The following is a 22234-nucleotide window of genomic DNA, read 5'->3' as shown; positions in this document are numbered from 1 at the left end:
TCGAACGGGTTATGCGCGGGAAATGTACTTTCCTTCGCGAGTATCAATAAGAAGTACGTCGCCTTCGTTAATAAAGAGCGGCACTTGAACGTCCAGTCCGGTTTCCATCTTAGCGTTTTTCGTAGCGCCCGTCGCCGTATTGCCCTTAATGCCCGGCTCGGTCTCGATCACCTTCAAATCAACGCTGTTCGGCAGGCTGATGCCGATAATTTCGCCTTGGTAGCTGGAGATCTGTACGTTCATGTTTTCTTTCAGGAAGTTAAGCTCCCACTCCAGCTGCTTGCGGCTGAGACCGATTTGGTCGAAGGTTTCCGTATCCATAAACGTGTACTCGTCGCCGCTGTTGTACAGATACTGCATCGTACGGTTTTCAACGATAGCACGTGCTACGTTTTCACCTGCGCGGAAGGTACGTTCAACGATGTTGCCGTTGCGGAGGTTTTTCAGACGGGAACGAACGAATGCCGCGCCCTTACCCGGTTTTACGTGCTGGAAATCCTGTACTGTAAAAATATCGCCTTCCACTTCGATGGTAAGGCCTGTCTTAAATTCGTTAACTGAAATCAATGTAATTCCCTCCTGAAAGCATATGTATGTCGCTATTCCAGCACCGTAAATTGTTTGCTGGAACGCGTTAAAATCCGAATTCCGCCCTCCGTCATGACGACGTCGTCTTCGATGCGTACGCCTCCGAATCCCGGCAAATAAATTCCCGGCTCCACCGTTACTACCATGCCTGGCTGGAGAACAACGTCACCCGTCTTGTTCAGCCTCGGGCTCTCATGCACTTCCATGCCCAGTCCGTGTCCGGTGCCATGGCCGAAGTATTCGGCGTACCCGTAACGCGCGATAATATCTCTCGCGATCGTATCGCCTTCCTTGCCGGTCATGCCGGGCTTCAGTGCGGCTAATACCGCCATTTGCGCTTCCAGGACGATATCATAAATTTCCTTTGCCTTCGGGTCCGGCGCACCATTGCCCCCAACATATACCGTCCGTGTAATGTCGGAGCAATATCCTTTATAGAGCGCACCAAAATCCAGTGTGACCAGCTCGCCTGCACCGATCTTCTTATCGCTTGCCACCCCGTGAGGAAGCGCCGAACGTTCGCCGGAAGCGACAATCGTATCAAACGAAGACGAAACCGCCCCGCGCTTGCGCATATAAAATTCAATTTCAAGCGCAATGTCGCGTTCACTGGCACCCGGCTTCAGATATTGCAGAACATGCGAGAAGGTAGCGTCCGCTAAATCAGCCGCCTCCTGCATCACTTCAATTTCTTCCTCGTCCTTCACCATCCGCAGCGCTTCAACGAGCGGCGGCGCAGCAACGATCCGAATGCCCTCAAGCTCCTGCACAAGGGATTGATAGGATGCATAGCTGACATGGTTCTGTTCGAAGCCAAGCTCAGCGATTCCGAGATTTTTTAACGTAGACTTTACCGTTCCCAGCGGTCTGACCTGCTCGTGCTCCACAACCGTAAAGTGTTTTGCCTGCTGCGGGGCTTGAGTCATGTAGCGGAAATCCGTAAACAAAATCGCTTCGTCTTCCGTCACGAGCACATATCCCGCCGAACCGGTAAAGCCTGTCATATACTTGCGATTAAAGCCGCTCATGATCAGCAAAGCCGGAAGGCCATTGTCACGCATCGCACTGCGAAGTTTCGATAATCGGTTAGGAATGCTCATTCCTTATTCCTCCCCCGTACGGGTAAGATGTCGGTGCAGGGCAAGCAGCGCAAGCTCGTAGCCGTGGGCGCCCAATCCGCAGATTTGCCCAACACAAACAGGCGCTGTCACGGAAGTATGACGGAACTCCTCACGCTTGTGAATATTCGAAATATGCACTTCTACAACAGGGAGCGCAACGGCACTAAGGGCATCACGAATCGCGTAGCTGTAATGCGTAAACGCGCCAGGATTGATGATGATCCCTTGAGCTTGTCCATATGCCGCATGAATTCGGTCAATCAGCGCCCCTTCATGGTTCGACTGAAAACATTCAACCGTGACCCCCAGCTGTTCGCCAAGCTTCGTCACTTCAGCTTCAATCGAGCCTAACGTAACGCTGCCGTATACTCCCGGCTCCCGAATGCCGAGCATATTCAGGTTCGGTCCGTTTAATAAAACAATGTTCAACAGCGGCGGCCTCCAATTCCATGAAACAACCCGATTTCAAGCACCAATTGCCATTTTACCATATAGGGGCGTTCAATGGAAATGGTTTCTTACGCCGATTCCGGCTCGCGCTGCCGCTCATCCGTATATTCCAAGGAAGCGGTGTAACCGATAAAGATGCCCCACAGCAAATAAATGCAAAGGTCAACAATATAAGTGTCCCAGCTCATATTCCCGATCCACGGCATCATACCGGTTAACGGACCGACGAGCAAATAAATTAGAAAAAACCAAGCCGCGCCATAAGCGATTCCGAACCATGGACCTTTAAGCTTCGAAAGGGCGTAAGTATAAATGAAGCTCGCCACCAGCGAAAACACAATAAAAAACAGCCAGCCGACAAAGTGGCCGCCCCAGCCGGCGATAAAATCATGGGTGAAAAACGGTTCTGCCATGTAGCCCGGTAACACCTGCGAAAAATTTAGAAAATAAGAAATCATCTTAATCGCACCCCAAATGAGACCTGCATATACTCCGAGCTGCAGCGCGAAGCCGAACTTATTCGTATGGCGCACCGTCTGCGTCTGCTTTTTCATAGCTTAACCATCCTCTCAAACGTTTTTCGTAGTATGTGCAACACCACCTGACTGTAATCGTCAGGCAAATGTGGTATTTGCCTTGATTTTTCGGTACAATAATTCTATTACTCATCGAGGATGGTGGCCCGATTGTCACAAGAAGCATGTCCTGTTCCCGTATACGGCGGCCAAGCGGTGATCGAAGGGGTCATGTTCGCCGGCCAGCACGTCCATGTGACGGCCGTAAGGCGTAAAAACAAGCAGATTGACTTTTTCGAAGTACCGAAAAAGCCGGCCAAGCGGCTTACAGCACTTAAAAAGATCCCATTTATCCGCGGCCTTGTCGCACTGGTGGAATCCAGCGCCAAAGGCTCGCAGCATCTTAATTTCTCGGCGGAGGCCTATGCAGAAGACAGTGATGAGCCTGCCGAGCAGAAGAAGGAGACGATGGACTCCAAGCTGACGATGATTTTAGGGGTTGCGGTCGTTGGAGTGCTTTCCTTTATTTTTGGCAAATTTATATTTACGCTCGTCCCGGTATTTATTGAAGATCTGCTATTCGGAAGATTTTTCGTCAACCAAGATGTCATTCATAACCTTATCGAAGGCTTTATCAAGATCATCCTCCTCGTCGTATACATCCAGCTGATTGCACAAACGCCGTTGATCAAGAGGCTTTTCCAATATCACGGCGCGGAGCATAAAGTAATTACCGCTTACGAGGCCGGCGACCCGCTTACCGTGGCAAACGTGCAGAAATACAACACGCTGCACTACCGGTGCGGAAGCAGCTTTATGGTGTTCACCGTGCTAATTGGGGTTATTATTTATTCGTTATTCTCTTATGATGACATCTGGGAACGTGTGCTGCAGCGTATAGCGCTCCTTCCCGTGGTTGTCGGTGTTTCATACGAGGTGCTCCGGTTTACGAACAGTGTGAAGGACAACGCTGTATTGAGATGGCTCGGTTATCCGGGGCTGATGCTGCAGAAGCTGACGACCAAGGAACCGACCGACGATCAAGTGGAGGTTGCTATTGCCTCCTTCCAAAGAATGCTGGAGGCGGACCGCCGTTACAATTCATCAAACGCTAACAACTAACGGGAGGGATGACTGCATGAGAGGAAGAAGGTTTTCGGTTGCCGGATATATCATTGCAGGATTAATTGTAATTGGGGTATTGGAGCTTTTCTTGCGCAATCCTTCTGGAATGCTGATCCCCCTTCTCGTGTTTGGCCTTGTGTTTTATTTTTACAAAAACCCGCCAAAGCTTGGTCGCAGGGGCGGCTTTCAGCCCGGCCGGCAGCGCGAAACGAAGCGTCGGAATACCTTCCGCGTCATTCCAGGCCGCAAGCCGGACGACGAAGAACCGCCGAAATACCATTAAGGCATATACCTGCCGTTTGACCGAAACACTTTTATCATCTGTTCATCGTTAAGCAGCTTTGCAATAAATTTTTCGCCTGCCTGGAAGCCGGAATCAAACAGCTCCAGGCTTTTTTCTTCTTTAATATCAAATTCTGTCGTACTTACACCGAGCGTAGGTATTTTTATCGTTCGATATCGATACTGGTCCTCGATATACCGTTCGTCATGGGCACCCAGCATCGTGGAAAACAAAGCGTTAAGCATAGAAAGAGGACCGTTAATTTGCCGAACCAGTGAGCCTTGCTTTCCGACCAGCATAAAACCGAGGGTAGGCAGCTTAGGCCCCTGATATTCGGATTCATCAAACAGCCACAGCGGGAAATTGCTTAAAATGGCGCCATCGACGATATAAATAAATTGATTGGAAAATGAGGGCTGCTTGCCTTTTCTACTTAGGGGCATTCGTAAAATAACAGGATCGAAAAAATATGGAATACTCGTGCTCATCCGAACCGCTTTGGCGATCGGAAGTCGTGCCGGATCAAAGCCATACTGCTCAATCGCATTGGGCAGCACTAGCATTTTGCCCATTGAAATATCCGAAGCGACGACCCGAAGCTTCTGCGGCGGCAAATCGCCAAACGTCCGAACGCCCTTGGCCGTAAGCTTCTCCGCCACCCACTTCTCCAGCGCATCCCCGGCATGCAGACCCTTTTTCAGAAAAAGGCGTACCCCAGGACCTACAATTCGTAATTGATGAAGCCAGGTCGGTTTAATGAAATTAGCAAACGGCATAGAAATAATCATCCGTTTCATTTCATCCGCGGTATAACCTGCCGCCAAAAATGCGGCTACAATCGCTCCGGATGAGGTTCCCGCCACACTATGGAACGTAAAACCCGCTTTTTCCGCTGCTTTGACCGCTCCAACCAGCCCGATTCCCTTTACGCCTCCGCCTTCAAAAACAGCATTTACCTTCACATAAGCCCCCCGCTCGCACCGCTTGTTAGCTCTATTTACTGATCTTATATGCGGACCGGGCTTGACTCATGTAAGTCGAAAAACAATGAGGCTATCGAACTTCCTTTGCCAATTAAAAAAACGTCCACTGCTGGACGCTCTTCCTTGGTTATTCATTATCCATTTCACTGCGGATTTTCAACATTTCCTCCCGATATTCCGGGTGCCTGCGGAAATATTCAAGAAGTGTTTCGATGCATGTAATCGAGTCCCAGCTTAAGTGGTGCTCGATTCCTTCCACATCCTTATAAATATTCTCCTCCATGACGCCGATGCCATGAAGAAACTCCTCCAGCAAATGATGCCTGTCCACCAGTCGTTTCCCGATCTTTTTGCCTTTGGAAGTTAAAATTAGTCCACGGTATTTCTCGTAAATCAAATATTCATCCTTGTCCAGCTTCTGGATCATTTTCGTAACGGATGATGGATGGACCTCAAGTCCTTCCGCGATATCGGAAACCCGTGCATACCCCTTCTCGTCGATGAGCCGATATATTCGCTCTAGGTAGTCTTCCATACTCGGCGTGGGCATGCGGCTTTCCTCCTCTCAAAATGGCAAGTACATACAGTATGATACCCGTTCAACGGCAAAAGCGCAAGCTTTACGCCAGCAATTGGGCGGCTTGATTGCGGCCCGCTTGAAGCACACTATAACAAAAAAGGAGGTGTCCCATGGCCACTGAGCTTCTAACGCCCCCGAGGAAATCAAACCTATTTTTACCCGAGCTTGTTTATTTTGAACCGGATTCCTTGGACTATCCAAAAGGAAAAAAAATTTATGAATGGGCGCAAGCGCAGGATCTTCCGATTCGTATGACGACCTCGCATAACCGGATCACAAATTTGCCGGGAGACAGCGAGCTTGAAAAATACCGCATTGCCAAACGGACTCTTGTAGTGGGAGTGAAAAAGACACTCAAATTCGAGCAATCGAAGCCGTCTGCCGAATACGCCATTCCGATTGCAACCGGCTGCATGGCACACTGCCACTACTGTTATTTGCAAACGACGCTGGGCGCGAAGCCTTACATTCGCGTTTATGTTAACATGGACGACATTACCGGAGCGGCGGAAAAATATATCCAGGAGCGCGAGCCGGAAATCACGCGCTTCGAAGCGGCTTGTACCTCCGACCCGCTCGGCCTGGAGCACATTACCGGATCGCTGTCCGATTTGATCCGTTTTATGGCGGAACAGCCCTTGGGGCGGCTGCGCTTCGTTTCGAAGTTTCATCATGTCGAGCCGCTGCTGGATCTGCCGCATAACGGTCATACAAGGGTGCGGTTTAGCGTGAACGCGGATTATGTCATTAAAAATTTTGAACCGGCAACCTCCGGGTTCTCGGAACGTATTGAAGCGGCCGGAAAAATGGCTCGGGCCGGTTATCCGGTTGGGTTTATAGTAGCGCCGATTATTTGGTTTGACGGCTGGGAGGAAGGATATGCCGAGCTGTTCCGCCGGCTTAAGGCGGAGCTTCCGGCCGATGCGGAGAAGCAGCTGACCTTTGAGCTGATACAGCACCGCTTTACGAAAACCGCCAAGCGGGTCATTGAACAGCGCTATCCGAAGACGAAGCTGGAAATGGATGAAGCAAAGCGGAAATACAAATGGGGAAAATACGGGCAGGGCAAATATGTATATCCCGATGAACAGGCAAATGCCCTGCGCGAGTTTATAACGGAGCAAATTTTCGAGAAGTTTCCGAGCTCCTCGATTGATTATTTTACGTAACGTAAAGCTAAAATTTAAGCCAATCCGGAGTAATACTCGTAAACCAAATCGTCAGACGGAACATTTGGCCGGTATAGAGCAAAATGCCCATGATGACCATAACTGCACCGCCGATTTTCATGATCGTTGAGCTGTAACGAAGAATCCATTTGGTCGAGCCTATAAAAAAGGCCAATAGTAAGAACGGCAGCGCGAAACCGATGGTGTACGCCGTAATGAGCCCGAGCCAGATGCCGGGCTCGGTTGCGGCGAGTGCCGTAATGGCTGCCAAAATCGGCCCGATACACGGCGACCAGCCTGCGGCAAAGCCGATCCCAACCACGAAGGAGCCAAAATACCCGGCCGGCTTGCCGTTAAGCTGAAGCTTGCGTTCCTTCATCAAAAATTGCGGCTGAAAAATGCCGAGTAAAAACAAACCCATCACAACGATCAATATGCCTGTCAGCTTGCTGATCAGCTCACGGTTCATCGTAAACCATTCCGCCAAGATTCCGGCGCCAAAGCCAAGTGAATAAAAGACTACCGAAAAGCCAAGAGTAAAAAACAACGTATGCAGCAGCGTCCGCAGCCGGACCTCCGCGGTTTTCTCCTCCTTTAGCTTCGAAACCGAAAAACCGGTAATATACGATAAGTACGAAGGATAAAGCGGCAAACAGCACGGAGAAATAAACGACGCAAATCCCGCTCCAAAAGCAATCCAAAGATTTAACTCCATCCAAGAGCCTCCTTACTACATCCGAACCCGCCGTTTCGTAACCATAACGATGATCAGCATCGCAATGAGCAGCAGCACGACCGTACCACCTGGAGCCCAGCTCGCTACACCGGCTACGCTTAAGCCAACGGCAACCGCGATTTCCGAAAACAACACGGAAAGCCACATCGCACGCTTAAAGCTGCGGGCAACAAGCAGGCTGCATGCGACAGGGATCGTCAGCAATGCCGATACGAGAAGCGCGCCGACCACCTTAATGGCGACACTGATGACAAGGGCGGTAAGCACCGTAATCATAACATTGTAAAATCGCGAAGGCAATCCGTTTACCGCAGCCGCATCCTCATCAAAGGTCATCAAAAACAGCTCTTTGTAGTTGATCAGTACAGCCGCCACAACCACTGCCGTAATGACCACAATTAACGTCAAATCCAGCCGGTCCAGCGTATAAATACTGCCGAACAAGTACGAGGTAACATTTTTATCAAAGCTTCTTCCTAGGGTAAACAAAAAGCTCGTCAGCGCAATGCCCCCTGAAAGCATAATGGCAATCGAAAGCTCCGCATAGGTTTTATAGGAACGGCGCAGCCATTCGATGGCAAATGAAGCGATGACGGCAAACAGCAATCCTACCATAATCGGGTACTGAGTACCGATCAAAAAGCCGAGCGCGACCCCTGCTATGGATACGTGGGAAATGGTATCTCCGATCATAGACATGCGGCGAAGCACCAAAAACATTCCAATCATGGGGGCTGCCAAGCCGATCAGCATTCCTCCGAAAAGCGCGTATTGAAAAAAGCCGTACAAAAATATATCCATGAATTATCTCCCCACCCCTGCAGCCGGTACGGCCTGCAGCGAATGCGTCAAATCGGTTTCGCCGCAATTTTCCGGTTCATGCGTATGCTGTACATAAAAGTTGAGCTTCCCAAAGCTTTGCTTCGGCTTGTCGCCGAGATACGACTTCATCATTTCAACATCATGGGAAACCATAAGAAACGTCATGCGGTGATGCTGATGCATATGGCGTATGAGCTGAAAGAAGCTTTCCTGCGTTTCCGCGTCTACACCCACCGTCGGTTCATCCAGAATAAGCAGGTCCGGCTGATTAATCAGCGCACGCGCCAAAAACACACGCTGCTGCTGGCCCCCGGAAAGCTGGCCGATGCGGCGTTCTGCAAGATCTTCGATATGAAGCGCACGCAGGGCTTCTTCGCCTTTCTTCTTATCCTGGTCCGTCAGCCTACGGAATAGGTTTCGCTTCCCGTAAAGACCCGAAAGCACCACCTCGCGAACCGTTGCAGGAAACAACGGATTTAGAGCATTTTTCTGAGGCACATAGCCGATGCGGTGCCACTGGGTAAATTTATGGATCGGTTCGCCAAACAGCCGGATTTCTCCTGCGTTTGGCTTGAGTAAGCCGACAATCAGCTTCAGCAATGTCGTCTTTCCCGCACCGTTGGAGCCTATGATACCAACAAAATCACGCTCCAGCACCTCGGCATCCAGGCCATCCAGTATTGTTTTGTGTTCATATGCGTAACGGACTCCTCTCAGCGATAAAACCGGTTCATGGCAGTGCTGATTCATTCGGTCACGCTCCTTTCTTTCTGCCGATTCTTTATCTATATAAATCGTAATTATTCTTATTAATAACAAGGACAAATTATACGCCCGGCATGCGGTTGTGTCAATCTTTTTTAGGATGCGCATGGATCGAAAAAAAAGCCCACCGATGGCCCGGCAGGCTAATTCTTACTTATTTTACGATAGCCCCGTTCGGCATGGACTCCGGTACGGTAGCAAGCGTCAGCTGATCCCCCTGGGAGGCGGCCAAGATCATGCCCTGCGACAGCACGCCGCGCAGCGTGACCGGCTTCAGGTTCGTGACGCAGATGACCTTTTTGCCGACCAGTTCCTCCGGCTTGTAATGCTTGGCGATGCCGGAAACAACCTGCCGCTGCTCAAAGCCGAGATCCAGCTTGAGCTGAAGCAGCTTGTCGGCCTTCGGCACAGGCTCTGCGGCGATGACCTGCGCGACGCGCAGCTCTACTTTCGCAAAATCGTCGATGCCGATTAGATTCGCGCCCTGCTCACCCGAAGGCGCAGTCTCCGCTTTCTTGCCGCCGGAAACAGCCTCTGCCGCCGCTGGGGCTTGATCGGCCTCGGCAGGCGCTGCTACTCCACCCATCGACTCGGTGATAAAGGCAACTTCCGCCTCCACCTCGAGACGCGGGAACATCGGCTCCGCCTTTTCTACGCGAACTCCCTCCGGCAGCATGCCGAATGTCCGAGCGCTGTCCCAAGCAAACACAGCTTCAGCGGCATCCGCCAGGCCCAGCTGACGCTGAATCGCTTTGGGCGTGCGGGTCATGAACGGCTGCAGCAGGATGGACGTGATACGAAGCGACTCCGCCAAATGGTACATCACCGACCCAAGGTCTCCGCGCTTCGCCTCGTCTTTCACCAGCGACCACGGCTGTGTTTCGTCAATATATTTGTTCGTGCGGCTGATCATATTCCAAATCGCCGACAGCGCAACCGAAAACTCCATTTCGTCCATCGCTTCCTCTACCTTGGCCACAGCCGAGGCGATCGCTTCGCGCATCGGCGCATCAAACGGCGTAGAGCCTTCGCTGCGGGATGGAATGACGCCGTTGAAGTACTTATCGATCATGACCACAGTACGGTTCAGCAGGTTCCCGAGATCGTTTGCAAGGTCGAAGTTAACCCGCTCCACAAAGCTTTCCGGTGTAAATGTACCGTCCGAGCCGAACGGCACCTCGCGAAGCAAATAATAACGAAGCGCATCAAGGCCGTAACGTTCAATCAAGACAACCGGGTCGACAACATTGCCCTTCGATTTAGACATTTTGCCGTCCTTCATGAGCAGCCAGCCGTGCCCGAACACCTTCTTCGGCAGCGGAAGCCCAAGGGCCATCAGCATAATCGGCCAGTAAATCGTATGGAAACGAACGATCTCTTTCCCTACCAAATGCACGTCAGCCGGCCAGTAACTCCGGTAGAGGGTGTCGTCCTCCGTACCGTATCCAAGCGCCGTAATATAGTTGGACAGCGCGTCGATCCAAACGTAAATGACATGCTTTTCGTTACCCGGAACCTTTACGCCCCAGTCGAAGGTCGTACGGGATACCGCCAAGTCCTCCAAGCCCGGCTTGATGAAGTTGTTAATCATCTCGTTCTTGCGGGATTCAGGCTGGATAAAGTCCGGATGCTCCTCATAGTACTTCAGCAGGCGGTCGGCGTACTTGCTCATACGGAAGAAATAACATTCTTCCTTTACCTTTTCAACGCCGCGGCTGCAGTCAGGGCAATTGCCCGATACGAGCTGGCGCTCCAAGAAAAACGATTCGCAAGGCGTGCAATACCAGCCCTCATAGGTACCTAAATAAATGTCGTCCTGCTCCAGCAGCTGCTTAAAAATCTTCTCTACAACGCGCTTGTGGCGGTCTTCCGTAGTACGTATAAAATCGTCGTATGAGATTTCCAGCTTGCTCCAAAGCTGCTGAATACCCGACACAATGTCGTCAACGAATTGCTGCGGGGTTACGCCCTTCTCCTTCGCTTTACGCTCAATTTTTTGGCCGTGCTCGTCCGTTCCTGTCAAGTAACGAACGTCGAAGCCGCGAAGCCGCTTATAACGTGCCATAGCATCTCCAGCCACCGTCGTATACGCGTGCCCGATATGCAGCTTGTCGCTCGGATAATAAATTGGTGTCGTAATGTAAAATGACTTGCGTTCCGTCGTCAAAACGATCAACTCCTTATGGATTGTTGAAAACACAAAAAAACCCCCGCCCGTATGGGACGAGAGTATGCTCACGTGGTACCACCCAATTTTCTCCCCGTACCGGCTTAAAGCATGGCACGCGAAGCTTATGGTCTTGCGACCGGCCGTTAACGCGGCCTAGCGCCGGAATCTTATGGCTCGCTATTCCGAAGCCGCTCGAAACCGGTACCTCCCGGACCATCTTCGAAATTCCGTTTCCATGCCGGTTTCCAGCCCCCCGGCTCTCTGGTATGGTCGGTTCATTTCTACTCATCCGTTCACAGGAAAGAAATGGTTCAATTTGTATTAAATCATACGAAAAACAGCCGCCCCTTGTCAAGCAGGAGGCACATGATCCACGCCACCCGGGTGAAACGGATGGCATTTGCAAATTCGCTTCACGGTAAGCCAGCTGCCCTTGGCCGGACCGTGGCGTTCAATGGCCTCCAGCGCATAAATCGAGCAGCTTGGATAAAACCGGCAGGTTGGCGGCTTTAAGGGTGAAATCCATTTGCGGTACACCCGAATCGGCGCCTGCAGCAGCTTCCGCATCACGGCTGCTGTGCACCGCTGCGGCATTCCCCGCAATAGCCGTACACCTCGAATTTATGCCGCACCACTTGAAAATCATCCGGCACCTCGCAGCCCGTTTCCATCGGGCAGAAAGCAACGGGCAGCGTCCGTTCACATCCCAGACAAATTAAATGGTGATGGTGGGAATGCTCGCTGCAGTGGACGCGAAACTTGACGCCGTCCTCCATCACGAATTGCTCCAAAATGTTCATATCGTGCAATAAACGCAAATTGCGGTACACCGTGTCAAAGCTCAGACCGGAGTACCGCTTGCCCATGAATTCGTATACGTCCTTCGGCGTTAAGTAGCCCTCGGCATCAGAAAATAAGGAAGCTAGTGTTTTCCGCTGCTCTGTAATTCGCAGGCCCTCTTTCGCCATCTTTTGTAAAATTTCATCGGCGGTCATTCGTAACTCCTCCGTCCGCTTTTTTGCTGCTCGTTTTCATCTATAATGCAATAAATAAGAGTCAGAGTCAACGAACGGAGTCGTTTACGCTACAATTGCTTACTTCGAAATACCATAAAACTTTTGCAGATCGTCAAGCAGCAGGTTTGCCGCCAATACGCCGCCTGCGGTGTTCCAGATGGTGTCACTTACCTTGTGCACATTGCCTGCTTTCACTACGTTCAGGTTGTTCCAAAGCGGATCATTGATCCAATCCTGCTCTACCTGGTTCGCTTTGCCGTCGCCGGTTTCATAAGTGAAGTAGAACAAAATGTCGCCGTCCATTTCCGGGATGCGCTCTTTCGATACGTTGGTTGCGGCAAATTCATCTTTATTTTGCGAGTCCGGACGGGCAATGCCGATTTGCTCGAAAATCACACCAGAGAAGGTTTGCTTATAATAAATGCGGGATTGACCAGCCATAAAGCGAACAACCGAAACTTTCTGCTTCAGTTTGTCGCCTGCCGCAGCTTTAAATTCCTCAATGCGCTTGTCAAAATCAGCAACGATTTTGTCGCCGTCCTCTTTCTTGTTAATCGCTTCCGCATAAAGCTTGAAGTTGCTCTTCCATTCGCCGCGCAGCGTTTCCGAGAAGACAGTTGGAGCAATCGCACTCAACTGCTCATACACCTTTTCCTGACGCAGCTTGTTGCCGATAATCAAATCAGGGTTAAGTCCTGCGATCGCCTCGATGTTCGGCTGCGATTCCGTGCCCAGCTCGACTACACCGTTCATTTTTTCTTTAATATGCGGGTACCAAGGGTCGCCTACCCACGACTTTACTGCGCCGACCGGCGTGATTCCAAGCGCGAGAAGCGCTTCCGTACCTTCGTTTGTTAAAATAACTACGCGCTTCGGTGCTGCCGGAATCTTCGTTTCTCCCATCGCATGCTTAACCGTGTAAGAGGTATCCTTCGGTGCCTCTGCTTTAGGCGCCTCCGTACCTTGTGATTGTTCAACCGGAGTGGTCTTTCCTCCGCAGCCGACCGCCGTCATCGCTACGATGAGCAGCATCGCTACGAGAGCCATAACGTTCTTACGGGTAAATGGTGTGCTGAATGTCATCCTGTAAAACTCCCCTTTTTTGTGATTTTGATAATGATTCTCATTCCCGCAAATCGAATGATACACGCCCTGTAGCTTGAAGTCAACTACTATTTACAATCGCAAAAAGAAGTCAAAACATCCCCGTTAAAGCTGAGAATGAATATCAACTTCATTGACTTGCTACGTCTATTTTTTTACACTAGTCTTACATTACTGAATGTACTACTCTACGGATTTGAGGAGAAATACAGAATCGCACATCACAGCAGGGAAAGCGTGGAAAATTCATGTTGGCAAAAGCATCAAGTAAAGTCTGGGGAATGGGCGCGGCGGTACTCATTCTTGCCGGATTTATGGTTTGCAGCGTGTTATTCGGAGTGTATCAAACCAGCCTTGAGGAAGTATTCGGGGCGTTCACCCAATTTAACGGGTCCAATTCACATATCGTTATTCAAGAGGTACGGGTTCCGCGGGCCATCATCGCCTCTTTTGTCGGAGCATGCCTCGGCGTTTCCGGCGTCTATATGCAAACGCTGACACGTAATCCTCTCGCCGATGCGGGAATTCTTGGCGTCAATTCCGGCGCCGCATTGTTTATTGTCGTCGCGTTCGTATTTTTCGGCGTAGGCTCGGTATCGCAGTTTATTTGGATTGCCTTTGCCGGAGCCGCGCTTAGCAGCATCGCCGTGTACACTCTTGGATCGGTAGGACGAAGCGGGCTCACCCCGATGACGCTTACTCTTGCCGGAGCGGCGTTTTCGGCCTTTGCTACATCTCTCACACACGGTATTCTTACGCTGGACGAGCGGGCTAATGATGAAATTTTATTTTGGATTGCAGGCTCCATTGCCGGCCGAAAGCTCGATATTCTTATCGCAGTTCTGCCTTATATGTCCGCAGCGCTGCTCCTCTCGCTTTTCTACGCACCGGCCCTAAACGTGCTTTCCTTAGGGGAAGATGTCGCAAAAGGGCTTGGGCAGCGCACCGTTCTCATCAAAGCCGTCGCCGGGCTGATCGTCGTGCTGCTGGCCGGTGGATCGGTGGCCGCTGCAGGACCGATCGCTTTTATCGGACTTATCGTTCCGCATATTGCCAAATATTTTGCCGGAACCGATTTGCGCTGGGCTGTTCCGTACAGCGCATTTGTCGGCGCGATCATTCTTGTAGCGGCGGACACCGCTTCGAGATTTATCGCCTTCCCGAAAGAAATGCCGATCAGCGTTATGACTGCAATTATCGGAGCTCCCTTCTTTATTTACACGGCTAGGAAGGGAGTTTGGAAATGAGATACGAGCATCGCAAGGCCTTAAAAGCGATCGTAGGCTTGATGATCGCCGCATTTCTTCTATTAGTGCTAAGTGCCGCAATCGGCACCAAAATGATTCCGCCAATGGACGTGTTGAAGGTCTTATTTGGCGGCGGCAATAAAGCGGATTCGCTTATTATTTTGAAGTTCCGCCTGCCGAGAATTGCCACTGCGGCACTCGTCGGCGCAGCACTTGCGCTTTCCGGAGCCATTCTGCAAGGCATTGTCCGCAATCCGCTAGCCTCTCCCGACATTATCGGGGTAACGGGCGGCGCTTCCGTAGCGGCCGTTATATTTATTAACTTATTTCAGCAGGCAAGCATCGTATGGCTTCCCCCTGCTGCATTCGCAGGTGCAATTTTGGTTACAGGGCTCATTTATTTCCTAGCTTACAAAAAAGGTATCAGCTCAATGCGGCTCGTCCTTGTCGGCGTAGGCATTAATGCCGTTACTACGGCCTTTACCACATTATTTATCGTTAGCAGCCCCACCCAATTAACTGCAAAAGCGTTCATCTGGCTCACTGGCAGCGTCTACGGCTCCAGCTGGACCACGGTGCTGACGATTCTTCCTTGGACGCTGCTGCTCTTCCTGCTCGCGCTGCTGTACGGCGCGCGCATGAATTTGCTGCAATTAGGAGACGATGTCGCAACCGGAGCAGGTACACCGGTATCCAACAGCCGTACCGCGCTGCTTGCAATCAGCGCCGGCCTTGCCGGAAGCGCAGTCGCCGTTGCCGGTGCAGTCGGCTTCGTAGCCCTGCTTGCCCCGCATATTGCGCGAAAGCTCGTTGGGCCAAGCTTCGGCGTGCTGCTCCCGGCATCCGCATTGGCTGGCGCCTGCATTGTTATGCTGGGCGACTTCATTGCCCGGTCCGCCTTTTCGCCGCTTGACTTGCCGGTCGGCATCTTTACTGCCGCTGTCGGCGCTCCGTTTTTTATTTATCTATTACGACGCCAATAGGAGGTATCGGTGAAATGACAGCCTTAGAAGCCAAACAGCTTACACTCGGATATGGTGAGCAGCTGATTATCGACAACTTGGATTTACGCATCCCAACCGGACAAATCACTGTATTCATTGGAAGCAACGGCTCGGGGAAATCTACCCTGCTGCGCTCCATGGCGCGGCTGCTTAAGCCGATAAGCGGGAGCGTTCTGCTGAACGGCAAGGATATCCGAGACCTGCCGACAAAGCAAATCGCCAAACAATTGGCCATCCTTCCGCAAACACCAACGGCTCCTGAAGGCTTAACGGTATATTCACTTGTCAAGCAGGGACGTTATCCACATCAAAATATGTTTCATATATGGACGAAGGAAGACGAGCAGCATGTCCAAAACGCACTTCAGGCGACCCGCTTAACACAATTTGCGGATCGCCCGGTCGATTCCTTATCCGGCGGTCAACGGCAGCGCGCATGGATTGCGATGACGCTTGCCCAAAATTGCCCGATCGTTCTTCTTGACGAGCCAACGACATATCTTGACTTGTCCCATCAAATCGATGTGCTTGATTTACTGTACGATCTGAACGAGCAGCAGCAGCGTACGATAGTTATGGTGCTCCACGACATCAACTTGGCTTGCCGATACGCGCATCATATTGTCGCCGTTAAAAACAAAACCGTAGTCGCACAGGGCAAACCAGAGGACATTATAACTTCGGAGCTGCTGCGTGAAGTGTTTGACCTGGAATGCACCATTGTAAACGACCCGCTCTCCAACACACCGATGTGTGTGCCTTCCTGCCGCGGCCGCTGCTTCCGGCCGTTAAGTTAGTATACTCTCCGCGCTCCGACATACCGCTGCCCCCAATATGAGCTTTTCAGTGAATCGATGGCTATGCCTTCGGAGGCTGTGGCCGAGATAAACCGGTGATCACCGAGGTAAATCCCGACGTGAGACACCGGTTTTTGTTTGGTCGTCCGGAAGAACACGAGATCACCTTCTTGAAGCTTACTCCGCTCAACCGGTTCTCCCCACGTAAACATGATTTGCGAAGTGGTCCGATTTACCGGGATATTGTGCTTTTTCAGCATATAATAAACGAAGCCGGAGCAATCGAAGCCGCTCGGGCTCTGGCCACCCCAAACATAGGGCACCCGCAAATAATGCATGGCATCGAAAACAATCCGCCTTTTCAGGAGTGCCCGGTTAATGTAATCACGTGTAATGCGATCGGCCAGTCCCGTTGGCGGAAGGCCGTAATCCAGTTGAAATTGCTGCACACGATCTTTAAGAGAAGCGTAGCTTGACTTGCTTTCGCCGGTATAACCGAGTGTAGACAGCTCTGCCATTGTCGGTTCCTCCTGATTCGTTCTACGTACCCCGATAGGAGAATTTGTTTCCATTTCTTCAGGCTTCGCTGCTGCCGACGGCATATTCGCTGACCAAATAACGATAATAATCAAAAATATGGCGACATGTTTTCTAATGTTTGTAATCACTTTTGAAACCAACCTCTGTACAATGTTATGTACCCGCCGAGAAAGGCGGGGTTAAGCATTATTTGTAGTTGTTCTGGGATTCGTTACGGTTACGGCCAAACAGACCTGCTAAACCTAGAAGACCAAGCATACCTAACCAGCTCCAGTCAGCATCATTTGCTCCTGTTTCGGCAGTTGCCGCATAGTTGTTTGTCCCGTAATTTGGTCCATATGCATCATTTGTGCCAAACGTATCGTCGTCATCATTTCCATCAAACAGCGTATTGTTGTTATCATCATTACCAAAAATGCCAAAACCATTGTTGTTATTGTTTGTTTCGTAACCTGTAGCAAAGTTTGTGTCACGGCCATATCCGCCAATGTCGTCAGTATCTACTGCAGTTCCTCCAAATGGAGTTGTGTAGCCTGCATTGTTCGTCATGTTGTTTGTTGTTGTTCCAGCACCTGTTGCATTTGTACCAGTTGTCGTGCCGCCCATCCCTGTTGTGCCCGTTGTGCCTGTACCCATTGTTCCTGCCGCTGTACCGTTGGCTGTGCCTGTCATCGTACCGTTCGTCCCTGTTGTGCCAACTCCAGTGCCGGCTGCGTGCGCCGAAGAAACAGTAAGACCCAGTGCAAACACGCAGGACAACATCAATGTACTCACTTTTTTCACGGCGATTCTCCTTTGTCGTAAAGTTTTGTTGTTTCGACATTATGTTTTCTCGGCAAGCCCGATATTATGATGTTAAGACCTGTCAATACGAAAGGATGAATGTCATGACCCGCAAAATAACCGCACAGATCAAAGGAATGCATGAATCCGGAAAGCTTCTGGCACAGTGCCATCAGCAGCTGTCCAGCATCATTCAGCCCGGAATCTCAACGATCGAGATTGATCGTTTTGTAGAAAATCACCTTTATGGACACGGGGCAAAGCCGGAACAAAAAGGATATAAAGGTTTCCCCTTTGCGACTTGTGCCTCGGTAAATGATGTGATTTGCCATGGGTTCCCAAACGAAACCCCGCTAAAAAATGGCGATATCGTAACCATTGATTTTGTTGTGAATTTGAACGGGTTTTTAGCGGATTCCGCCTGGTCCTATCGAGTAGGTACCGTTTCCAAGGAAGCTTCGGCGCTTTTGGAGACAACAGAAGAAGCCCTTTATGTCGGTATCCGTCAAGCTGTTCCCGGCAATCGGGTCGGGGATATTTCGCACGCCATCCAGCGATATGCGGAACAGAAGGGCTATTCCGTCGTGAAAGAATTTGTGGGCCACGGGATTGGGAAAACCATTCATGAGGAGCCGAAAATCCCTCACTATGGTCAGCCTGGAAAAGGCCCCTTGTTAAAGGAAGGAATGGTCATTACAATCGAACCGATGCTGAATATAGGGCAGCCCTATGTGCACTTTGATCCCGACGGATGGACCGCGCGTACGTTGGACGGAAGCTTGTCCGCTCAGTATGAACATACGATCGCAATTACAAATGAAGGGCCGCTGATTTTGACACTCCAGCATTAGCCTTCTCTGATCAGGTTCTCTCCTGCAGCAATATTACAATTTGATTACGATTCCGCAGTAGCCGTCATGTGGATTGGCATTGTCGAATATTGTGAATCAAATGTAAATGCTGCAGGAGGTACCTATGATGAAGCTCAACTTTTCCATATGTGAAGCAAAACCATATAAATATTTATTGATGCTTCCAATTCTCATTATTTTGTTACACATCCCCTTTTCGGAAAACGCTTTCATTAATGGATGGTATTATTATGGTCTGCTTCTTCTCTTCGGACTTGCTTTAGGGCGGAAAGACATTATTCGTTACTGCAAGCCGGTAAAGCGTTCCTGGTCTCAAACCGCCAAGGCTGCATTTTACTTATTGTTAACCAAAGGTGTGCTTGGCAGCGTCGTTCTCTTGGCCATGAGCTTGGCGGGTAATTCCGATCCGCAGGGCGTCTTGTACGAGTACCATTCCGTTGATATTTTTCTCCAGCAGATCACGATCGTTCCTTTTGTCGCAATTTCTGAAGAGTTTTTTAAAGTGCTCATTTTTTTAGGCTTATACTGGACGTTCCGCCGGCTCTCGCCGGTTTCAAGGGCCTCTCTGGCCGTCCTTGGAGCATCCTTCATATTCGGAGCGATACACAGCTTCGAATATGCGGCAGCCGCTGTTCTACCAATCGCATTGGGTGCGATCCCAACTTATTATTTCTTCATTAAATACAAAAGCTTGTTTCCGCTGATCATAACCCATTTTTTATGGGACGCTTTTTTTCTTGCCGGTCAAATTGAAGGCTTTGGTAAAGCCTTTATCACCTTCCTGCAGATCACGTCTATTCTCTCCATTGTAGTTATTGTCGTACACCGGCTTTTTTGGGTCAATCGCGCAGGCGGACCGGGTGAAACGAGCGTTAGCTGATCCTTGATTTTCATGAAAAAAAGCCTATGCACTTCCGCTTGGAAGGCATAGGCTTTTTTTCATCTTTGGTTTAAGACTGCAGCAACCGCTCTATATCGGAACGCATCTCGTTAGCTTCCGAAGTGGATTCAAAGCGCTTAACAGGGTTTCCGTTTTTATCGATCAAAAACTTTGTAAAGTTCCATTTAATAGAATCCCCATGTAAATAATGCGGATGTTTTTCATGCAGCAACTGAAGCAAAATTTTAGCTACAAAATGCTCTTCATTAAAGCCTTCGAATGGCAGCTTCGAGGCTAGATATTCAAATAACGGATGCGCTTCCTCGTCCCTTACCCGAATCTTTTGAAACATCGGAAAGGTGACTCCATAGTTCATCGTACAAAAGGCTTCAATTTTATCATTTTCTCCCGGCTCTTGATTATCAAATTGATTGCATGGAAAACCGAGAAGAACAAGGCCTTGCTCTTTGTATTCGTCATGCAATGCTTGTAGATCCTTATACTGATATGTAAAACCACATTGACTTGCTCCATTAAAAATCAAAACCACTTTACCCTCGTATTCCTTGAGGCTAACGGGCTGTCCATTCATTCGAACCGCACTAAAATTGTAAATACTCATAAGAACACCTCATGTTGTCGAAATTTGTCTGCTTTTTTATGGTATTACGAACAATGCTCGATGTCAAAACAATTCCTGTTAATTATGTTAGTCGGATAAGTAGCCAAATGGGTTCTCACCCTGTAGAGTAGTACATATATGCTAAAAATGTAGGTGAACCGCATTATGAATGCAAAAAAATTGGAGGCGTTCGTGAAGGTCGTTGAGCTGAGGAGCTTCTCCGACGCTGCCCAAGCCGTGGGCCTAACTCAGTCCGGTATGTCCAAGCAAATTCGTTCCCTTGAAGAAGACCTTGGCGTCACCCTTTTGCACCGCACGACCGCTTCCGTCGAATTAACCCCAGCGGGCCGGATCGTATACAGCAAAGCTCATAAGCTGCTGCGCGATTGGGAGCAGCTTATGCTGGAATGCGGCAGACTTGCCGCCGGCAGCGGTGGTCTGCTCCGCATCGGTGCTTCCACGGTCCCTTCGACGTCGCTTCTTCCCGAGCTTCTGCAGCGTCTGCGCAGCGCTCAAAGCGCACTTGAGTTTACCGTGGCAACCGGGAGCTCAGGAGAGATGCTGGAGCAGCTAGAGCAGCAAGAGCTCGACGCGATCATTGTGGGGATGGCTCCCAACGAGGATCGGTTTTCATTCCTTCCTCTCATAGAAGACAAGCTGCTTGTAATCGGTAATGAAAGCTTTCGCAACATCACAACGCTGCCACAAATTGTGGAAAGTCCGCTTATTATCCGCGAACAAGGCTCCGGTACCCTTGCTGCGCTTGAGCAGGCTCTTTCTACGGAGAAGCTTTCCCTCTCAAAGGCAAACGTTGTAGCAAGAGTCAGCAGCAGTGAGGCCGCCTTAGCTATGGCCCGTGCCGGACTCGGACTTGCCGCCGTATCGGCCTTATCGTTGTCGAGCGAAGCGCTTCGTTCCGTTACGGTTTTATATGAGCTGCCGACTAACCGGAAATTTTATGCGGTATGCTTACGCAACAGAGCTCACGACCCGGCGATCAAGCTGTTTTTTAAGGAAGCCGATCGTCTGCGAAACAGCTTTACATAACCGTTTGCCTCTGCTACATTTATTGATGAATTATTTTCATGATGCTCATGAAATACCATCATAAGGAGACGAACCATGCATCAAATCAAAAAGTATTTGTCAGTCACCATTGCCGCCTGTCTTGTATTGTTAGCGTTAAGCGCATGTGGTACGAAGGAGCAAACGCAAACCTCCGATTCGGATAAACCAAAGGCTGAGCCTTTTGAAATCGCTGTGATCCCTGCTCAAACTCAGGGTCAAATGAAAGAAGCGATGGACAAGCTTCAGACATTGCTGCAGGAAAAGCTCGCTATGCCGGTTTCGGTTAAAGAGTATCCTGATTATAACGGTGTTGTTGAGGCAATGAATTTCGGACACGTCGACATGGCATTCTTCGGACCTCTGACTTATGTCATCGCTCACCATAAGAGCGGGGCCGAAGCGATTATTACGCAGCTGGTCAAAGGCAAGCCTTATTATCACTCGTATATTATCGCCCACAAGGACAGCCCATGGAACTCGTTGGACGAGCTCCTTAAAGAGTCTTCCAAGCTATCCTTTGCATTCGGCGATCCAAACTCAACCTCCGGCTCGTTGGTTCCAGGAATCGAGCTCAAAAATCGCGGGGTTTATGAAACCGCGGAAAAACACAGCTTCGCTAATCTCAAATTTACCGGATCTCACGACGTTACCGCTCTTGCCGTGCAAAATAAGCAAGTGGATGCTGGCGCAATCGACAGCGCTATTTACGAGGGCCTTGTCGAGCAAAAGAAGGTGGACGGCTCCCAGATCAAGGTGTTATGGCAGTCCGACAAGCTGTTCCAATATCCATGGGCAGTGAAAAAAGGAACGGACCCAGAATTAGTGAAAAAGCTTCAAGAAGCGTTCGTTGGAATAACGGACGAAACGATTCTAAAAGGCTTTGCCATCAGCGGCTTCGCGGCAGCAAGCAACGCCGACTATGAGCCGATTCGCCTGGCTGCGGAAAAAGAAGGCAAGCTGAAGTAAAGTGACGATTCGTCTGGAGGAGTTCGTC

Annotated in this window: 26 protein-coding genes; 10 read left to right on the top strand and 16 right to left on the bottom strand. The window is 50.1% G+C overall.

What is annotated here, in order from left to right; all coding sequences use genetic code 11:
- Nucleotides 1–9 precede the first annotated feature (9 nt).
- The 4 genes from efp to GQS10_RS03690 form a co-directional block, all read right to left on the bottom strand.
- A complete protein-coding gene (gene efp, locus GQS10_RS03705) occupies nucleotides 10–567 on the bottom strand; it encodes an elongation factor P (RefSeq protein WP_166239134.1) in 558 nt (185 codons plus the stop codon).
- A gap of 32 nt (nucleotides 568–599) precedes the next feature.
- Nucleotides 600–1688 (bottom strand): M24 family metallopeptidase, encoded by a 1089-nt coding sequence (locus GQS10_RS03700; RefSeq protein ID WP_166239132.1) that lies wholly within the window; start codon nucleotides 1686–1688, stop codon nucleotides 600–602.
- A gap of 3 nt (nucleotides 1689–1691) precedes the next feature.
- Nucleotides 1692–2141: a type II 3-dehydroquinate dehydratase gene (gene aroQ / locus GQS10_RS03695; protein ID WP_166239532.1), complete on the bottom strand. Its 450-nt coding sequence runs from the start codon at nucleotides 2139–2141 to the stop codon at nucleotides 1692–1694.
- An 86-nt stretch (nucleotides 2142–2227) separates the two neighbouring features.
- Nucleotides 2228–2713, bottom strand: a complete 486-nt coding sequence (locus tag GQS10_RS03690) for a YqhR family membrane protein (protein WP_166239130.1) — start codon at nucleotides 2711–2713, stop codon at nucleotides 2228–2230.
- A gap of 132 nt (nucleotides 2714–2845) precedes the next feature.
- On the opposite strand from GQS10_RS03690, the gene GQS10_RS03685 reads away from it, so the two are divergent.
- Together GQS10_RS03685 and GQS10_RS03680 are read left to right on the top strand one after the other, a co-directional pair.
- A complete protein-coding gene (locus GQS10_RS03685) occupies nucleotides 2846–3796 on the top strand; it encodes a DUF1385 domain-containing protein (protein ID WP_166239128.1) in 951 nt (316 codons plus the stop codon).
- A 16-nt stretch (nucleotides 3797–3812) separates the two neighbouring features.
- Complete coding sequence (locus tag GQS10_RS03680) at nucleotides 3813–4082, top strand: hypothetical protein (protein WP_166239126.1); 270 nt, start codon at nucleotides 3813–3815, stop codon at nucleotides 4080–4082.
- On the opposite strand, the gene GQS10_RS03675 is transcribed toward GQS10_RS03680, so the two are convergent.
- Both GQS10_RS03675 and mntR read right to left on the bottom strand, forming a co-directional pair.
- The gene (locus tag GQS10_RS03675) at nucleotides 4079–5044 is read right to left on the bottom strand and encodes a patatin-like phospholipase family protein (protein WP_166239124.1); all 966 of its coding nucleotides are present in this window, start codon (nucleotides 5042–5044) and stop codon (nucleotides 4079–4081) included. The genes GQS10_RS03680 and GQS10_RS03675 overlap by 4 nt on opposite strands.
- Nucleotides 5045–5192: 148 nt before the next feature.
- Entirely contained in the window at nucleotides 5193–5615 is a 423-nt protein-coding gene (gene mntR / locus GQS10_RS03670; protein ID WP_166239122.1) for a transcriptional regulator MntR, read from the bottom strand.
- A 140-nt stretch (nucleotides 5616–5755) separates the two neighbouring features.
- On the opposite strand from mntR, the gene splB reads away from it, so the two are divergent.
- Entirely contained in the window at nucleotides 5756–6814 is a 1059-nt protein-coding gene (splB, locus tag GQS10_RS03665) for a spore photoproduct lyase (protein WP_166239120.1), read from the top strand.
- 7 nt (nucleotides 6815–6821) lie between these two features.
- Here the strand turns inward: splB and GQS10_RS03660 are convergent, their stop codons facing one another.
- From GQS10_RS03660 to GQS10_RS03630, 7 genes are all read right to left on the bottom strand, one after another.
- Entirely contained in the window at nucleotides 6822–7529 is a 708-nt protein-coding gene (locus GQS10_RS03660) for a cytochrome c biogenesis CcdA family protein (RefSeq protein ID WP_166239118.1), read from the bottom strand.
- A 15-nt stretch (nucleotides 7530–7544) separates the two neighbouring features.
- Nucleotides 7545–8351 carry a metal ABC transporter permease gene (locus tag GQS10_RS03655; protein ID WP_166239116.1) on the bottom strand — a complete coding sequence of 269 codons (807 nt, stop codon included), beginning with the start codon at nucleotides 8349–8351 and terminating at the stop codon, nucleotides 7545–7547.
- 3 nt (nucleotides 8352–8354) lie between these two features.
- Nucleotides 8355–9122 (bottom strand): metal ABC transporter ATP-binding protein, encoded by a 768-nt coding sequence (locus tag GQS10_RS03650; RefSeq protein WP_166239114.1) that lies wholly within the window; start codon nucleotides 9120–9122, stop codon nucleotides 8355–8357.
- Between the two features lie 169 nt (nucleotides 9123–9291).
- On the bottom strand, nucleotides 9292–11304 hold the full coding sequence (gene metG, locus GQS10_RS03645; protein ID WP_166239530.1) for a methionine--tRNA ligase: 2013 nt from the start codon (nucleotides 11302–11304) through the stop codon (nucleotides 9292–9294).
- Between the two features lie 354 nt (nucleotides 11305–11658).
- The gene (gene yidD / locus GQS10_RS03640; RefSeq protein ID WP_207952125.1) at nucleotides 11659–11874 is read right to left on the bottom strand and encodes a membrane protein insertion efficiency factor YidD; all 216 of its coding nucleotides are present in this window, start codon (nucleotides 11872–11874) and stop codon (nucleotides 11659–11661) included.
- Entirely contained in the window at nucleotides 11874–12302 is a 429-nt protein-coding gene (locus GQS10_RS03635) for a Fur family transcriptional regulator (RefSeq protein ID WP_166239110.1), read from the bottom strand. The genes yidD and GQS10_RS03635 overlap by 1 nt, the downstream gene beginning before the upstream one ends.
- Before the next feature lie 99 nt (nucleotides 12303–12401).
- The gene (locus GQS10_RS03630; RefSeq protein ID WP_166239528.1) at nucleotides 12402–13370 is read right to left on the bottom strand and encodes an ABC transporter substrate-binding protein; all 969 of its coding nucleotides are present in this window, start codon (nucleotides 13368–13370) and stop codon (nucleotides 12402–12404) included.
- A gap of 305 nt (nucleotides 13371–13675) precedes the next feature.
- Here GQS10_RS03630 and GQS10_RS03625 point away from each other — a divergent pair, with 305 nt between their 5' ends.
- Genes GQS10_RS03625 through GQS10_RS03615 form a run of 3 tightly spaced genes read left to right on the top strand, consistent with a single transcriptional unit; the run spans nucleotide 13676 to nucleotide 16475 of the window.
- The gene (locus GQS10_RS03625; RefSeq protein ID WP_166239108.1) at nucleotides 13676–14674 is read left to right on the top strand and encodes a FecCD family ABC transporter permease; all 999 of its coding nucleotides are present in this window, start codon (nucleotides 13676–13678) and stop codon (nucleotides 14672–14674) included.
- The gene (locus tag GQS10_RS03620) at nucleotides 14671–15657 is read left to right on the top strand and encodes a FecCD family ABC transporter permease (RefSeq protein WP_166239106.1); all 987 of its coding nucleotides are present in this window, start codon (nucleotides 14671–14673) and stop codon (nucleotides 15655–15657) included. Before GQS10_RS03625 ends, GQS10_RS03620 begins: the two co-directional genes overlap by 4 nt.
- 14 nt (nucleotides 15658–15671) lie before the next feature.
- Entirely contained in the window at nucleotides 15672–16475 is an 804-nt protein-coding gene (locus GQS10_RS03615) for an ABC transporter ATP-binding protein (RefSeq protein ID WP_166239104.1), read from the top strand.
- Here the strand turns inward: GQS10_RS03615 and GQS10_RS03610 are convergent.
- Both GQS10_RS03610 and GQS10_RS03605 read right to left on the bottom strand, forming a co-directional pair.
- Nucleotides 16472–17143, bottom strand: coding sequence for an NlpC/P60 family protein (locus GQS10_RS03610; protein ID WP_166239102.1), 672 nt, complete (start codon nucleotides 17141–17143; stop codon nucleotides 16472–16474). The two genes, GQS10_RS03615 and GQS10_RS03610, sit on opposite strands and share 4 nt — an antisense overlap.
- 58 nt (nucleotides 17144–17201) lie before the next feature.
- Nucleotides 17202–17798, bottom strand: coding sequence for an LPXTG cell wall anchor domain-containing protein (locus GQS10_RS03605; RefSeq protein ID WP_166239100.1), 597 nt, complete (start codon nucleotides 17796–17798; stop codon nucleotides 17202–17204).
- A 104-nt stretch (nucleotides 17799–17902) separates the two neighbouring features.
- Between GQS10_RS03605 and map the strand changes: the two genes are divergently transcribed.
- Together map and GQS10_RS03595 are read left to right on the top strand one after the other, a co-directional pair.
- Nucleotides 17903–18649, top strand: coding sequence for a type I methionyl aminopeptidase (map, locus tag GQS10_RS03600; protein WP_207952117.1), 747 nt, complete (start codon nucleotides 17903–17905; stop codon nucleotides 18647–18649).
- Between the two features lie 127 nt (nucleotides 18650–18776).
- On the top strand, nucleotides 18777–19550 hold the full coding sequence (locus tag GQS10_RS03595) for a CPBP family intramembrane glutamic endopeptidase (protein WP_166239096.1): 774 nt from the start codon (nucleotides 18777–18779) through the stop codon (nucleotides 19548–19550).
- A 70-nt stretch (nucleotides 19551–19620) separates the two neighbouring features.
- On the opposite strand, the gene GQS10_RS03590 is transcribed toward GQS10_RS03595, so the two are convergent.
- Nucleotides 19621–20172 (bottom strand): glutathione peroxidase, encoded by a 552-nt coding sequence (locus GQS10_RS03590; RefSeq protein WP_166239094.1) that lies wholly within the window; start codon nucleotides 20170–20172, stop codon nucleotides 19621–19623.
- A gap of 165 nt (nucleotides 20173–20337) precedes the next feature.
- Between GQS10_RS03590 and GQS10_RS03585 the strand changes: the two genes are divergently transcribed.
- Nucleotides 20338–21219 (top strand): selenium metabolism-associated LysR family transcriptional regulator, encoded by an 882-nt coding sequence (locus GQS10_RS03585; RefSeq protein WP_166239093.1) that lies wholly within the window; start codon nucleotides 20338–20340, stop codon nucleotides 21217–21219.
- Nucleotides 21220–21303: 84 nt separating this feature from the next.
- Nucleotides 21304–22206, top strand: a complete 903-nt coding sequence (phnD, locus tag GQS10_RS03580; RefSeq protein ID WP_166239526.1) for a phosphate/phosphite/phosphonate ABC transporter substrate-binding protein — start codon at nucleotides 21304–21306, stop codon at nucleotides 22204–22206.
- Nucleotides 22207–22234: the final 28 nt, after the last annotated feature.

It is taken from the genome of Paenibacillus turpanensis (assembly GCF_011421635.1).
In the GTDB taxonomy this organism is placed as follows: domain Bacteria; phylum Bacillota; class Bacilli; order Paenibacillales; family YIM-B00363; genus Paenibacillus_AK; species Paenibacillus_AK turpanensis.
The sequence above is the reverse complement of the archived record's forward strand: the minus strand, read 5'-3'. Positions and strand labels throughout refer to the sequence as shown.